Here is a 14388-nt window from a genome sequence, read left to right on the forward strand (position 1 = left end):
AGGGCGGCCAGCGCGGCGGCCAGCGAGATGCCGGTCAGCAGCAGGAAGCCCGCGGTGAAACCGGCCTCCCGGGGCAGCCCGCTCGCCTGCGGGTGGGCGGTGATCACGGCGCTGGCCAGCGCCGCGCCGACCGCGCCGCCGATGGTGCGGATGTTGGCGTTCATGCCGGTCGCCGCGCCGGTCTGCCCGGCCGGGACGCTGGCCACGATCAGGTTGGCCATCGAGGCGAACGCCAGCCCGATGCCGAGGCCCACCAGGCCGCCGGCCACGCCGACCTCCCACCGGGTGTCGTGTGCCACGGTGAGCATCGCCGCCGCCGCGACGTTGAACGCCGCGCCGGTGCTCAGCTGCGCCTTGGCGCTGAACCGGGACTCCAGCCGGCCGGCCAGCAGACCGGCGACGAACATGCCGACGAGCATCGGCAGCATCAGCAGCCCGGCCTGGGTGATGCTGGCGCCGAAGCCGTAGCCGGCGCTGGTCGGGATCTGCGCGAACTGCGGCAGGAACGCGTAGACGGAGAACATCGAGGCGCCGTAGAGCAGCGCGACCAGGTTTGTCGTCCAGACCGCCGGCAGGCGCATCATCCGCAGGTCGATCAGCGGGTTGCCGGCGCGGGACTCGGCGACCAGCCAGGCCGCCGCCAGCACCACGGCCAGCGTCAGCAGCCCGACCACCCGGCCGGAGCCCCAGCCCCACACGGCGCCCTTGCTGACCGGCAGCAGCAGCGCCACCAGCCAGCCGGACAGCAGCAGCGCGCTGAGCCAGTTGATCCGGCCCGGCGTACGCACCGGCGACGGCGGCACGAACCGGTACGCGGCCAGCGCGGTCAGGCCGACCACCACCAGCGGGATCCAGAACAGCCAGCGGTAGCCGAGGGTGGCCACGATCGGGCCGGCCAGGACCACGCCCAGCCCGCCGCCGACGGCGACCACCGCCGAGATCGAGGCGACCGCCGAACCCACCCGGGCGGCCGGGAACTCGTCGCGGATGATGCCGAACGACAGCGGGAAGACGGCGCCGCCGATGCCCTGGACCACCCGGGCGGCGATCAGCACGCCGATGCTCGGCGCGACGGCCGCCAGCAGGCAGCCCAGCGCCAGCGCGGCGAGCGAGAACACGAGCGTCCGCTCCTTGCCGATCATGTCGCCGACCCGGCCGAGGATCGGCGTGAAGATCGACGCGGAGAGCAGGTAGGCGGTCAGCACCCAGGTCACCGTGTTCGGCGTGGTGTGCAGGTCGTGCTGGATGGTGGGCAGCACGGGGGTGATCAGCGACTGGAGCATCGCGAAGAAGCCGGTGCCGGCCGCGAGGACCAGGAACGTCATCCGGCGCGAGCCGCGTCGGGGTGTGTCGATCATGTGGGAGAACTCCCGTTCGGTACGAGATGGGTGGCCGCTCGCGCGGGTGGGGCGGCGGTGGCGGCCGGGTCGTCGCGGGTGGTCAGCGAACAGTGCGCATGGTGGGACCTCCTGGGTCCGGGGTCGGGTGCGGTCACCCACGCCGGCCGGACGCGGCCGGGAAGTCCGGAGTACGCTATCCGGAGGGGTGCCTCCACCAAAGTAGCGGAGGGGTGCCTCCGGTTGCAAGCGGGAGGGAGAGGTGACGCGCGTCATGGCCAGCGCCGACCAGCGACCCGAGGTCTTCGCGCGCCGCCCGAAGCGGGCCGACGCCCGGCGCAACTACGACGCGCTGATCGCCGCCGCCCGCGAGGTGTTCGGCGAGTGCGGCGCGGGCGCGTCGCTGGAGGAGATCGCCCGCCGGGCGGGCGTCGGCATCGGCACGCTCTACCGCAACTTCCCCGGCCGGCGGGACCTGTTCGAGGCGGTCTACGTCGAAGAGGTGCGGGCGCTCAGCGCCTCCGCCGCCGACCTGGCCGACCTCGCGCCGTGGGACGCGCTCGTCGGCTGGCTGCACCGGTTCGTCGCCTACGTGGCCACCAAGCGGGCCCTGGCCGAGGAGTTGGTGCACGACTCCGAGGTGTTCCGCAGCTGCCGCACCGAGATCTACGCCGCCGGCGAGCCGCTGCTGCGCCGCGCCCAGGCCGCCGGGGCCGCCCGGCCGGACGCCGACTTCGACGACGTGGTGCGGCTGATCAGCGGGCTCGCCGCGTACCAGTTCCCGGACCCGGCGCAGCGCGACCGGGTCCTGGCGATCGCCCTGGACGGCCTGCGCCCGCCGGCGACACCCGCCCGATCGTGACGAAAAGTAGCCGGAAGGACGCGCCGGGTAGATAAGGATCTTGTCTTCCGCCTAACATCGCGTTTACGGACATCGAGTGAGGCGGAGGTTGCGGTGACCAGTGCCCCCTACCAGATGCCAGGCTCACTCGTGATCGAGATGAGTGACGACGAGTGGCGCGTCGCGGTCGAGCAGGAACTCGACCAGTTGCACCTCACGTACGGACAGCTCGCCGACATGGCGGAGCGGCGTGACTTCTGCTCGGTCGAAGCCCAGAAGCTCTGGATGTCCATTGGCAACACGCGGCCGTAGTGCGCTCGGGCCGCAGGCTCGGACGTTCGCCGAAACGTTGCAGGGTCTGCTGAACAAGACGGTCTGTGACAACGCTCGGGTCGTGGCGCGAGTGGCAACCGGGCAGGCCGTCGTCGGAACTGACCTCGTCGGGCTCCGGTCGAAGCCGGTACGCATGCGCTCGGCGGCTCGCACGAGCATCTGGCTCGATGTGCAGTGCCTTCTCACGCTCGATCAGGACGAAGGCAGGTTCCTCACCATCGAGGCGTCCTACTGCGCGCTGAAGTTCGGTGACACGCCTGAGCCGCTGCTGCACTACGACTTCCAGCGCGACAAGGAGCAGTACACCGAAGCGCACCTGCAGGTCTGCGCCAGCCATCCCACCTTCGAAACCTTCCTCTCCGAGCTGGGGCGTAAGGGCGTCGGCGGGCTGAGCAAGATCCACCTTCCGGTCGGCGGGCGTCGATTCCGCCCGGCGCTCGAGGACGTCCTCGAGTGCCTCATCATCGAAGGGCTCGTCGAGGCCAAGAACGGTTGGCAGCAGTTGATCGAGTCGACCCGTCGGGACTACCGACGCCGGCAGATCGCGGCGGTCGTCCGGCGCAACACCGGCACCGCGATGGCCGAGTTGGAGCGATTGGGCTACCGGGTCGTGCCGCCGGACGACCACGGCCTGCGAGCGCAGATTTCGCGGCTGATCACACCTCGCTCGCGTCCTCCGGGCAACAGCCCGAGCGGTAGCGGACCGGCCAACCGTCGCTGATCGCGTTCAACGTCGACGGTCGGAAAGGCGACACAGCCTGTGGTGAGGGCTGCGCTCCAGAGTGATCCTCCCTATCCTGACGTGTTCATCCGTCGGCTACGTGCGTGGAGAGCTGTGGATCAGCGACAGGTACGACGTCTGGCAGAGCAGTCCGCCAACTTCGGCTTCCTCAAGGATCATCCGCTCCTGGTCTGGTACGGCGCGGGCGCCGAGCTGCTCGTCTACGTCGACGCCCAGGCCGCGATGTTCAAGATCCGCGCTTTCGGTGACGAACTGGCCAAGGATCTGGTGCGCCGCACCGACGCCCGGCCGCAGTCGGAGAAGTTCTTCCACCGGGTGCAGGCGCTCCAGGCCAACGGCACCCTCGTTCCGGAGATCTACCGTGCGTTCGACCGGCTGCGGGATCAGGGCAACCGCGCCGTACACGATCACCTGGGCGAGGTGCGCGCGGCGCTGGAGCTGCTGCGGACGTGTTTCGAGCTGGGCGTCTGGTTCCACCGCGCGCTGACCGGCGACCGCGCACCGATCGGCTTCGTGCCGCCCACACCGCCCCCTCAGCAGGTGCCCCAGAGCGTCGCCGACGCGCTCCAGGCCGAACTCGAGCGCTACAAGAACGAACTGGCGCAGACCAAGCTGCTGCTCGACGGCAAGCCGTCGCTGGTGCAGGCCCAGGCCGACGCGCACGCGGCGGCGGAACAGGCGGTCCGAGCGGCGAGTGCTCGCCAGGGTGAGGCTGCCGCCCTGGTGGCGAGCCTGGAGCCGGCGGCGCACGAGGCGCAGCGGGCCGCCGAGCAGCGGAAGCCGGCACGGGTCTCCGCCGCCCGGCGGGAGGAGTTCATCGCTCGTGCCCGCCGCGCCTCCCACGAACCGCTCAACGAGGTGCAGACGCGGGGAGAGATCGACCGGCAGCTGAGCGCCGCCGGGTGGGTGGTGCAGGACGAGAACCAGATCAACCTGTTCGCCGCCACGGGGGTCGCCGTCCGTGAGGTCACGCTCGCCACCGGCCGCGCCGACTACCTGCTCTACGTCGACCAGCGACTGGTCGGCGTGATCGAGGCGAAGCGGGAGGGCACCGCCCCGCGCGGCGTGGAGGCGCAGCTGGACCGCTACCTGAGCGGGCTCACCCCGGCGCAGAAACTCAGCGCCTGGCGGCGGGACGAGCCGCTGCCGTTCGGGTACGTCGCCACCGGCACGGAGACCGCCTTCGTCAACCGGCTCGACCCGTTCCCGCGTACCCGGGAGGTCTTCGCCTTTCACCAACCGGCCACCCTCGCGCGGTGGATGCGGGAGGCCGACGACGATCCGTCCGCGCCGACGCTGCGGGCCCGGTTGCGCCGGATGCCGGCGCTGGACCGGCTCGGTCTGCGACCCGCGCAGGTCGACGCCGTCGCCGGGCTGGAACAGTCTCTGGCCGAGGACCGGCCGCGGTCGCTGATCCAGATGGCGACCGGCGCGGGCAAGACGTTCACCGCGGTGACCGCCAGCTACCGCCTGCTCAAGCACGCACGCGCCGCCCGGATCCTGTTCCTGGTCGACCGCAACAACCTCGGCAAGCAGACGCTGCGGGAGTACGCCGGCTACCAGACGCCCGACGACGGGCGGAAGTTCACCGACCTCTACAACGTCGACCGGCTCTCCGGCACCGGCATGCTCGACTCGTCCGCCGTGGTCATTTCCACCATCCAGCGCCTCTACGGCGCGTTGCGCGGGGTCGAGCTGCCCGACGTCGACCTGGACGACCGTGCCTACGACAGCTACGACCTGGACGAGCCGGCCGAGGTGGGCTACAACGCACAGCTCCCCCCGGAGACGTTCGACCTGATCGTGGTGGACGAGTGCCACCGCTCGATCTACGGCAAGTGGCGGGCGGTCATCGAATACTTCGACGCGTTCGTGGTCGGGCTCACCGCCACGCCGGTCAAGCAGACGCTCGGTTTCTTCCAGCAGAACCTGGTCTCCGAATACACCTACGAGCAGGCCGTCGCCGACGGTGTGAACGTCGACTTCGACGTCTACCGGATCAAGACGGAGATCACCGAGAGCGGCGCGGACATCGAGGCCGGCACCGTCGTGCCGCTGCGGGACCGTCGCACCCGGGCCGAGCGCTACCAGGAGCTGGAGGACGACTTCACGTACGCCGGCAGCCAGGTCGGCCGGTCGGTGATCTCGAAGGGCCAGCTCAAGCTGGTGCTGGAGACGTTCCGCGAGAAGCTCTTCGAGGAGATCTTCCCGGGACGGTCGACCGTGCCGAAGACGCTGATCTTCGCGCGGGACGACAACCACGCCGAGGAGATCGTGCAGATGGTCCGGTACGTCTTCAACCGGGGGAACGACTTCGTCAAGAAGATCACGTACGCCTCGCGCCGGGACGGCGACAACCCGGACACGCTGATCCAGGCCTTCCGCAACAGTCCCGAGCTGCGGATCGCGGTGACCGTCGACATGATCGCCACCGGCACGGACGTCCGGCCGCTGGAGTGCGTCTTCTTCCTGCGGCCGGTGCGCAGCTCCACCTACTTCGAGCAGATGAAGGGACGGGGCGCCCGCACCATCGACGCCGCCGACTTCCAGGCCGTCACGCCCGACGCGGAGGTCAAGGACCGGTTCGTCATCGTCGACGCGGTCGGCGTCACCGAGGCCGACCTGGACGAGGCGGTCCCGTTGCAGCGGCACACCGAACGCCAGATCTCGCTGCGCGACCTGCTGCGCAAGGCCGGCACGCTGACCGCCGACGCCGACGAGGTGGCCACGCTCGCCTCCCGGCTGGCCCGACTCAACCAGCAGCTCACCGACGACGAACGCGCCGAACTGGCCGACCTCGCCGGCCAACCGCTGAAGGACATCGTGCGCGGACTGACCGACGCGGTGGCCCCGGAACAGCTCAACCCGGCGACCGAGGCCGGCCCGGCCGCGGTGCGGGACCTGCTGGCCGGTGCGCTGCGCCCGCTCGCCGCGAACCCGCCGCTGCGGGAACGCATCCTGGAGATCCGCCGGGCCCACGACATCACCATCGACGAGGTGAACGCCGACCGGCTGATCTCGGCGCAGGGCGTCCCTGCCGAGGAGCGCGCCCAGGTCACGGTCAAGAGCTGGCACGACTACCTGGAGGAGCACCGCGACGAGATCACCGCGTTGCAGGTCTTCTACGACGGCCGGGGCCGGGTCGGCTACGAGCAGCTCAAGGAGCTTGCGGCGCGGATCGCCCGGCCGCCGCAGGCGTGGACGCCGGAGTTGCTGTGGAAGTCGTACGTGCTGCTCGGGCGCACCGCCGAGGCACCCGGCAACCGGGGCGTCACCGACCTTGTCAGCCTCGTCCGGTATGAGTTGGGGCTGGATCAGGAGCTGCGCCCGTACCGCAGTCTCGTCGAGGAGCGCTTCCGTGGGTGGCTGCTCCGACAGGAGCAGTCGGGCGCTACGTTCACTGCCGATCAGGCGTGGTGGCTGGAGAGGATCAAGGACGTGATAGCGGTCAGCGTGGAGATCAGCCCCGATGACCTGGAGGGCGCGCCGTTCACGGAGCGGGGTGGGATCGACGGTTATGCGGGCGCTTTCGGTTCTCGGGCCGAGCGCCTGCTGGCCGAGCTGAACCAGGAGTTGTCCGCGTGACGGAAATGCCGATCGGCTGGATCGAGACGACACTTGGTGAGATCGCCGAAACATCTCTCGGGAAGATGCTGGACAGAGGTAAGGGCTCAGGAAAAAATCCTCGCCCTTACCTTCGTAACATTAATGTTCAGTGGGGGCGCATCGACCAATCAGACATTCTTTTCATGGACATCCCGCCAGATCAGGAAGAGCGTTTTCGGCTTCGTGACGGCGATCTTCTTGTTTGTGAAGGCGGCGAAGTCGGTCGCTGCGCGGTTTGGCGCGGTGCTGATGATTACATGGCGTTTCAGAAAGCTCTACACAGAATTCGTCCGCTTGGAGGCATAGAGCCGCTATACCTGCGTTATCTGCTCGAAAATCTCAGCCGCCGCAAGGTTTTGGATTTGTGGGCGACGGGAAGCACGATTAAGCATCTACCGCAGGAACAACTTCGGCAGTTGCCGATCCAGCTGCCGCCGCTCGCCGAGCAGCGCCGCGTCGTCGCCGCCCTAGAAGATCATCTTTCGCGCTCCAACGCGGCCACGTCGTCGGTGTCGGCCGCCGGCCTTCGGCTTCAACGGCTCAAGAAGAGATTGCTGATCGATTCTGTTCCTCTTCGTTCAGGTGCGGGCTGGAGGCTGTCCACTGTTGCAGAAGTGGGTTCGGTCGACCTCGGTCGTCAGCGCCATCCCGACTGGCATAATGGGCCGAACATGCGTCCCTATCTCCGAGTCGCAAACGTTTTCGAGGACCGCATTGATTCGACAGACGTCATGGAGATGAATTTTCCTCCGTCTGTGTTCGAGAAGTTCCGCCTGCGTGAAGGAGATATACTTTTGAATGAGGGGCAGAGCCCCGAACTGCTTGGCCGCCCAGCAATGTATAGGGGCGTGCCGGCTGATGTAGCCTTCACGAATAGTCTGCTGCGCTTCCGAGCCGCCGAAGGAATCGATCCAGAGTGGGCACTTCTTGTCTTCCGACGACACATGCACGCTGGTCGATTTTCTCGGGAGGTTCGGATCACCACGAACATCGCCCATCTGTCCGCTGGGCGATTCAAGGCGATTGAGTTCCCGGTGCCTCCACTAACTGAGCAGAGAGCAATCGTTAGTCGGACGAAGGAGGTGCTGTCTGGGCTCGATCGCTTGTCCGATGCGGTCCGGCAGGTGGAGCGGCGGGCCGACAGTTTGCGTGTGTCGTTCCTGGCGGCAGCCTTCTCCGGGCGGCTCGTGCCGCAGGACCCAGGCGACGAGCCAGCGTCAGAGTTGCTCGCCCGGATTCATGCCGAGCGGGCAACCGCTGCGCCGAAGCAGAAAGCACGCACCACGCGTACTCGGAAAGAGTTGGCGGCACCGCCGACCAGGGTGACCGGCGACAACTATCACCAGGAGGCGCTGCCGCTGTGACCACTGTGTATTCCCGCCGACTGGTGCAGAAGCTGTGGAACTACTGCGACGTCCTGCGCGACGACGGCGTCTCGACCATCGACTACGTCGAGCAGTTGACCTATCTGTTGTTCCTCAAGATGGCCGACGAGCGTGCTCGCCGAACGCTGAAGCCCGAACACATCGTGCCGGACGAGTTGAGCTGGCAGACGCTACTCGACGCCGAAGGCGACGCGCTGGAGGTGCAGTATCGGCACATCCTGACCGGACTAGGCAAGGAGGATGGCACCCTCGGCATCATTTTCCGGAAGGCCCAGAACAAGATCCAGGACCCGGCGAAGCTGAAGCGGCTGATCGTAGATCTGATCGACAAGGAGTCCTGGTCGGCGACCGGCGTCGACGTCAAGGGCGACGCTTACGAGGAGCTGCTTACCAAGGGCGCCGAGGATGCGAAGTCCGGCGCGGGCCAGTACTTCACGCCTCGGGCGCTGACTGCCGCAATGGTCGACTGCACGCTGCCCACGCCGGATGACACGATCACCGACCCCGCCTGCGGCACCGGCGGGTTCTTGCTCGCGGCTTATGAGCACATTCAGCGGCACCACGGCGCCGCGCTCACCCCCGACCAGCGGCGGCGACTCGCCCACGGCGCGATCACCGGCACCGAACTGGTCGACGGAACGGCTCGCCTTGCGGCGATGAACATGCTGCTGCACGGCATCGGCGCGCCGAACGGGCCGTCCCTCATCAAGGTCGGGGACGCGCTCGGCAAGGAACCCGCCCGCCGCGTGAGCCTGGTGCTGGCCAACCCGCCGTTCGGCCGCAGTTCCTCGATTCGAGTCGTCGGCGAGGACGGCCGGTCCAGCCGGGAGGAACGGGAGATCGAGCGAGGCGACTTCTGGGCCACCACCGCCAACAAACAGCTCAACTTCGTCCAGCACATCGCCTCCCTGCTGGAGATCGACGGTCGGGCCGCCGTCGTGCTCCCCGACAATGTGCTCTTCGAGAGCGGCGCGGGGGAGACCATCCGCCGTCGGCTGCTCAAGCAATACGACCTACACACCATGCTGCGGTTGCCCACCGGCATCTTCTACGCGGGCGGTGTGAAGGCCAACGTGCTCTTCTTCGAGCGCAAGCGCGCCCGTGAGGAGCCGTGGACCCAGAAGCTCTGGGTGTACGACTTCCGTACCAACCAGCACTTCACGCTCAAGCAGAACCCGTTGCGCCGTGATCACCTCCAGGACTTCGTCGACTGCTATCTGCCAGGCAAGGACCGCGCCGAGCGAGTCGAGACCGAGCGGTTCCGAACCTTCTCTTACGAGGAGCTGATCGCCCGGGACAAGGTCAACCTCGACATCACTTGGCTCAAGGACGCTTCGCTGGAGGGCGCGGATTCGTTGCTGCCACCCGAGATCATCGCCCAGGAGATCGTTGACGACCTGCAAGCAGCTCTCGTGGAGTTCGCTGCCATCGCGGACGCGTTGAACGCCAAGCCATCCACCCTCGCTGACCCGGGCCAGTAGTCGGCCGACGACGCCGTCGAATCCCTCCCTCCACCCCCAGCGGTTAGGACGAACGCAGATGAACCCGCTTCAGGTGCGGCATGTGCGCGAAGCGCTCGTGCGCCAGTTCGAGGAACACATCGACCTCAGTGATGTGGATGCCAAGGCTCCCGAAAGGCACCGCGAGCAGGTGTTCCTGTCGCGCGCGCTGGCGGCGATGGCGGTACAGCACCTCGCCGGGATCGGACCGGCCGAGGCCGCGATGGCTGTCATCGACGGATTCGACGACTGGGGTATCGACGCGGTTGCGGTCAGTGAGGATGTGCCTCATGTGTGGCTCGTTCAAGCGAAATGGAGCGACACGGGTAACGCCTCCTTGGACCAGGCCAGTGCGCTCAAGTTCAAACAGGGCTTCGATCTGCTGTTGAAGGAGGAATACGCCCGCTTCAATAAGCGGTTCCAAGCGCTGGCCGACACCGTGGACCGTGCCTTCAGTGAGGGTGACATCAAGATCACGCTTGTCGTGGCGTTGCTCGGCCGTCCGGCGCTCGCCGACGCGGTAGGTTTCGTCCTCGACCAGGCGCGTCAGGAAACGGAACCGATGACGGACGTGAAGATCCTTGGATTGAAGGACTTCCACGACCTGGTACGGGCTGGCATCGGTGAGCCTAAGATCGATCTCACCGCCCGGTTGGACGGCTGTGCCTCCGTCCCGGAACCGTTCAAGGCCTACTACGGCACGATGTACGCCGGCGAAGTGGCGAGTTGGTATGACGAGCACGGAGACCGTCTCTTCGCCAAGAACATCCGCACCTCGCTCGGCCTGACGACAGTCAACCGTGGCATCACCGAGACCTTGACCAAGCGCCCCGATCACTTCTGGTACTTCAACAATGGGATCACCGTGCTCTGCGACAGCGTGCGACGGACGGCGAAATTCGCCAACGCCGCCGGTGGGCCGGGGGATTTTGTGCTGACCGGCGCGACCGTGGTCAACGGTGCCCAGACCGTTGCTGCCGTGCATGCCGGCGTCCGGCAAGCCCCCGACGTCGCCGGGATCGGCCGAATCTGGGTTCGACTGATCTCCCTGGAGGACTGCCCCGAGGGCTTCGCGACAGCGGTAACACAAGCGACGAACACGCAGAACCAGGTACAGGCCCGCGACTATGCCGCGCTCGACGAGCGGCAGGCGAGACTGCGTGACGACTTCGCGCTGTCGCTGCACAAGACATACGTCTATAAGCGCGGTGATGTGGACCCCTCGCCGGACGCGGGCTGTTCGATAGTGGAGGCGGCCACGGCTCTCTCCTGTGCGCATCGAAATCCCGAGCTGGCGATGCGTGCCAAGCAGAACCAGGAACTCCTGTGGGAGTTCGGCGCACACGGCAGCTACCATCAACTTTTCGGCACACAGCCGAGTGCCTACCGGGTCTGGCGGTCGGTGCTCGTCCTCCGGGCTGCGCTGGCTCACCTCAGTGAGGGCAACAAGCTGAGGGAGGGCAGAGCAGCGCAGGTAGCGGAACATGGCGATCTGCTCACCGTGCACCTCGTCATGCAGACGATCGGGGGTGAGCCGATGGATGAACAGCATCAGGACTGGGAACGTGTGATCCGTCGGGTACCGGCGCTCACGGACGCTGCGCTTGACTGGCTCATCCACCACTTCGACGCGGAATATCCGAACAGTTCAGCCCTGGTGACGTTCAAACATCCACAGAAGTGCCGTCAACTAGTCGGTCGGGCTCTGGAATCCATCCAGAACGGTGCAGCACGTCCTGACCTCCCTCCCGAGTATCGGCCCGCCCCAAAGGAGACCGAGCGTAGGGCGGCGGCCGTCGCCGTGATTGTGAACTCGGGGCGGGTTCCGGACGGCTCGCCCGTGGAGTTCCGACCGGTTACGGGGCCAGAACGCAAGGCGCTTTTGCCGTGGATCGCCGAGGATCCAAGTCGAGGACAGGCCACCTGGGTCAACGACCGACGACGCCCGCTGCTCTGGGCAGCGGACCGCAAGCAGTACTCGCCCACGGGACTGACCATGCAGATGCTGAAAGCTGCTCCTGGTGAGCCCCCGCGAGCTGTGCAGGGCACCACACGTTGGTTCATCCCCAACCTCGGCTCACTGGCCAGTATTGCTGAAGATATCCGTGCGACCGAACCCGAATAACGCCGGCGAGAGTGCGCCCGCGCGGACATGCGGCATCCGCGCCGAGGTCCGTTCCGAAGCGCTCGTGCCGGGCGGTAAGTTGCCGTCGGCCCTGGAGTTGTGCCGTCAGCGTGGTGTCGGCCATCGTGGTGCATCGGGCGATCAACGTCCTGAAGATCGAAGGCCTCCTCGAAGGCGCAGGAGTGTTCGTCCGCTGAGCGTCCCGGGTCGCGGTAGTGCGGGCACTGCGAGATCTTGGAAGTCGAGAGCCCTCCCGGGGGCCGTCTTCTTCCAAGATCTACGTGGGGAGTCGGGATGACGCGGGGCGGCGGGGAACTGGGCGGGCTCCACATCGGATATCTGCCGGCCGAGGTCGGGGAGCAGGTGTCGGACTTCGCCACCGAGTGGGAGGACGTCCGCTTCGCCACCCGCGTCTGGGAGCGCCAGGTCGAGGACGGCTACCGGGTCGACCTGCGCGTGCACGTGCTGCGGGGCGACCGACTCACCGACCTGGGCGCGGTCCGCGACTTCCTCGCCGACTACCACGAGCGCGACACCGCCACCTGGGAGCTTGCCGACTTCGCCCACCCCGACGGCCCGGCCCTGGCCGGCGACACCGAAGCGTTCTGGCTCGTCGAGCCCGGAGTGGCGGTCGACGTACTGGCCGATCCGCAGGCGGTGGACCCCACCACGCTCCGCGCGATCGCCGAGAACGTCACGCGGCCACCCGCCGGCACCCGCTAGCTCCCGCCGATCTTGCACTTGTGGCCGACGAAACGCGGCTCCTGCACCCTTTTGTCGGGGCAGCAAGTGCAAGATCGGCGAGAGGTGGGGTGCGGGGATGCGGGTCAGCGGTGGGCGTTGCTGGGGCGGCGCCACGGGCCGGTGATCGCGAAGACGTAGCCGGGGGACTGGATGTTGGCGTAGAGGATCTTGCCGTCCGCGCTGAACGTCGGGCCGGTGAACTCGCTGTCGTTCAGCTCGTTGCGGGCCAGCGGGTACGCCTTGCCCTGCTCGGTGACGCCGACCAGGTGCGACACGCCCTCGCCGTCCTCGGCCAGGATCACCCCGCCGTACGGCGAGACGGTGATGTTGTCCGGCCCGTCGTAGTTGCCGTTGTCCGCCTCCGGGTCGGTGTTCACCCCGAAGATGGTCTTCAGCGTCACGGTCTGCCGCCGCGGGTCGTAGAACCAGACCTGGCCGTCGTGCTCGTTGACGCTGCCGTCGCTGCGCCGGGCGTAGCTGGCCACGAAGTACGCGCCGCCGTCACCCCACCAGGCGCCCTCCAGCTTGCGGCTGCGGGTCACCTCACCGTCGGCGAACTGCTTGCGGACCGACACGGTACGGGCGTCCCGGTCCGGCACCTCGACCCACTCCACCCGGTACCGGGTGCCCGGCGTGGTGGCCTCGGACAGGTCGGCCACGTGCCCGTCGCCGCGCAGGCAGCGCATCGCCTCCAGACTGCCGGCGGTGGCGCCGTCCGGCCGCTGGGCGAGCGCCCGCAGCGCGCCCTTGCCACCCCGGAAGCCGGGCGGCGGCGTCCACCGGAAGTAGAGGCCGTTCGGGCCGCTCGCGTCCTCGGTCAGGTAGATCGAGTGGGTGTACGGGTCGACCGCCACCGCCTCGTGCGAGTAGCGGCCGAGGAACCGCAGCGCCACCGGGTCCTGGTTGGCCGAGCGGTCGTGCGGGTCGACCTCGAAGACGTACCCGTGGTCCTTGAGGAACTGACCGCCGGCCCGCTGTTCGGTCTCCTCGCAGGTCAGCCACGTGCCCCAGGGCGTGATGCCACCGGCGCAGTTGTTGTGCGTGCCGGCCACGCTGACGTACTCGCGCAGCCGCCGGCCGTGCCGGTCCACCTCGATGGTGGTGGTGCCGCCGCGCGCGCCGGGGTCGTAGGTGAGGCCGGGCAGTGCCGGCACCGGGTACGGCTCGTCGCCGCCGATCTCGTGGTTGTTCACCAGCACCGACCCGCGCGGGCTGCGGAAGCAGCCGGTGCCGTCGGCGTCGCTCGGGGTCGGCTGCCCCGACTCCAGCAGCGTCACCCCCGCCTGCGCGACGACGGTGTAGGAGAAGCCCGGGGGCAGGGCCAGCAGGCCGGCCGGGTCCGGCACCAGGTCGCCGTAGCCGAGCGCGGGACGGCAGGCGGCCCGCGCCGCCGCCGGTCCGGCGATGGCGTCCAGGCTGCCGGCCACCACGATGCCGAGTCCACCGGCCGCGGTGCCGCGCAAGAGGGACCGCCGGGAGAGGGGAGAGGAGGTCACGTCGTCGCCTTCCTGTGCACACGGTTTGCCCTCGCAGGCAATCGGCGCCGGGGGAACGGCGGGCGGCGCGGCCGTCCGACGCCGGGTGAACAGTGGACGAACCTCGGGTGCCGAGCGTCAGGTGCCGGTGCGGCGCGCGTCCGTTAGGGTTCCTTCGATCGCAGACGGCGTCGGAGGGCGGACGGTGGGCAGGCTCGCGGCGGCGTACCGGCAGGCGGTCGACCGGCACCGGCAGGCGCTGCGCCACTGGGAGGCGGCCCGGCGGATGCTCGGCGCCGCC

Annotated in this window: 10 protein-coding genes; 8 read left to right on the forward strand and 2 right to left on the reverse strand. The window is 68.2% G+C overall.

Features of this window, described 5'->3' with window-relative positions; all coding sequences use genetic code 11:
* On the reverse strand, positions 1-1358 hold a 1358-nt coding region (locus tag HUW36_RS12285; RefSeq protein ID WP_174528272.1), incomplete at its 3' end, for an MFS transporter.
* 241 nt (positions 1359-1599) lie between these two features.
* On the opposite strand from HUW36_RS12285, the gene HUW36_RS12290 reads away from it, so the two are divergent.
* The 8 genes from HUW36_RS12290 (at position 1600) to HUW36_RS12325 (ending at position 12591) form a co-directional block, all read left to right on the forward strand.
* Entirely contained in the window at positions 1600-2199 is a 600-nt protein-coding gene (locus tag HUW36_RS12290; protein ID WP_246248106.1) for a TetR/AcrR family transcriptional regulator, read from the forward strand.
* Positions 2200-2292: 93 nt separating this feature from the next.
* On the forward strand, positions 2293-2490 hold the full coding sequence (locus tag HUW36_RS12295; protein ID WP_141561965.1) for a hypothetical protein: 198 nt from the start codon (positions 2293-2295) through the stop codon (positions 2488-2490).
* An 82-nt stretch (positions 2491-2572) separates the two neighbouring features.
* A complete protein-coding gene (locus HUW36_RS12300; protein ID WP_174528273.1) occupies positions 2573-3232 on the forward strand; it encodes a hypothetical protein in 660 nt (219 codons plus the stop codon).
* Positions 3233-3346: 114 nt separating this feature from the next.
* Entirely contained in the window at positions 3347-6838 is a 3492-nt protein-coding gene (locus HUW36_RS12305; RefSeq protein WP_174528274.1) for a DEAD/DEAH box helicase family protein, read from the forward strand.
* Positions 6839-6843: 5 nt separating this feature from the next.
* Positions 6844-8223, forward strand: coding sequence for a restriction endonuclease subunit S (locus HUW36_RS12310; protein ID WP_246248107.1), 1380 nt, complete (start codon positions 6844-6846; stop codon positions 8221-8223).
* Positions 8220-9725 carry a type I restriction-modification system subunit M gene (locus HUW36_RS12315; RefSeq protein ID WP_174528276.1) on the forward strand — a complete coding sequence of 502 codons (1506 nt, stop codon included), beginning with the start codon at positions 8220-8222 and terminating at the stop codon, positions 9723-9725. Before HUW36_RS12310 ends, HUW36_RS12315 begins: the two co-directional genes overlap by 4 nt.
* Before the next feature lie 58 nt (positions 9726-9783).
* Positions 9784-11868 (forward strand): AIPR family protein, encoded by a 2085-nt coding sequence (locus HUW36_RS12320; protein WP_174528277.1) that lies wholly within the window; start codon positions 9784-9786, stop codon positions 11866-11868.
* 294 nt (positions 11869-12162) lie between these two features.
* Positions 12163-12591, forward strand: coding sequence for a hypothetical protein (locus tag HUW36_RS12325; protein WP_174528278.1), 429 nt, complete (start codon positions 12163-12165; stop codon positions 12589-12591).
* A 104-nt stretch (positions 12592-12695) separates the two neighbouring features.
* Here HUW36_RS12325 and HUW36_RS12330 read toward each other — a convergent pair whose 3' ends face one another.
* Positions 12696-14108 (reverse strand): alkaline phosphatase PhoX, encoded by a 1413-nt coding sequence (locus tag HUW36_RS12330; RefSeq protein WP_174528279.1) that lies wholly within the window; start codon positions 14106-14108, stop codon positions 12696-12698.
* Positions 14109-14388: the final 280 nt, after the last annotated feature.

Origin of the sequence: Micromonospora maritima, from assembly GCF_902825405.1 — a bacterium.
Taxonomy (GTDB): domain Bacteria; phylum Actinomycetota; class Actinomycetes; order Mycobacteriales; family Micromonosporaceae; genus Micromonospora; species Micromonospora maritima.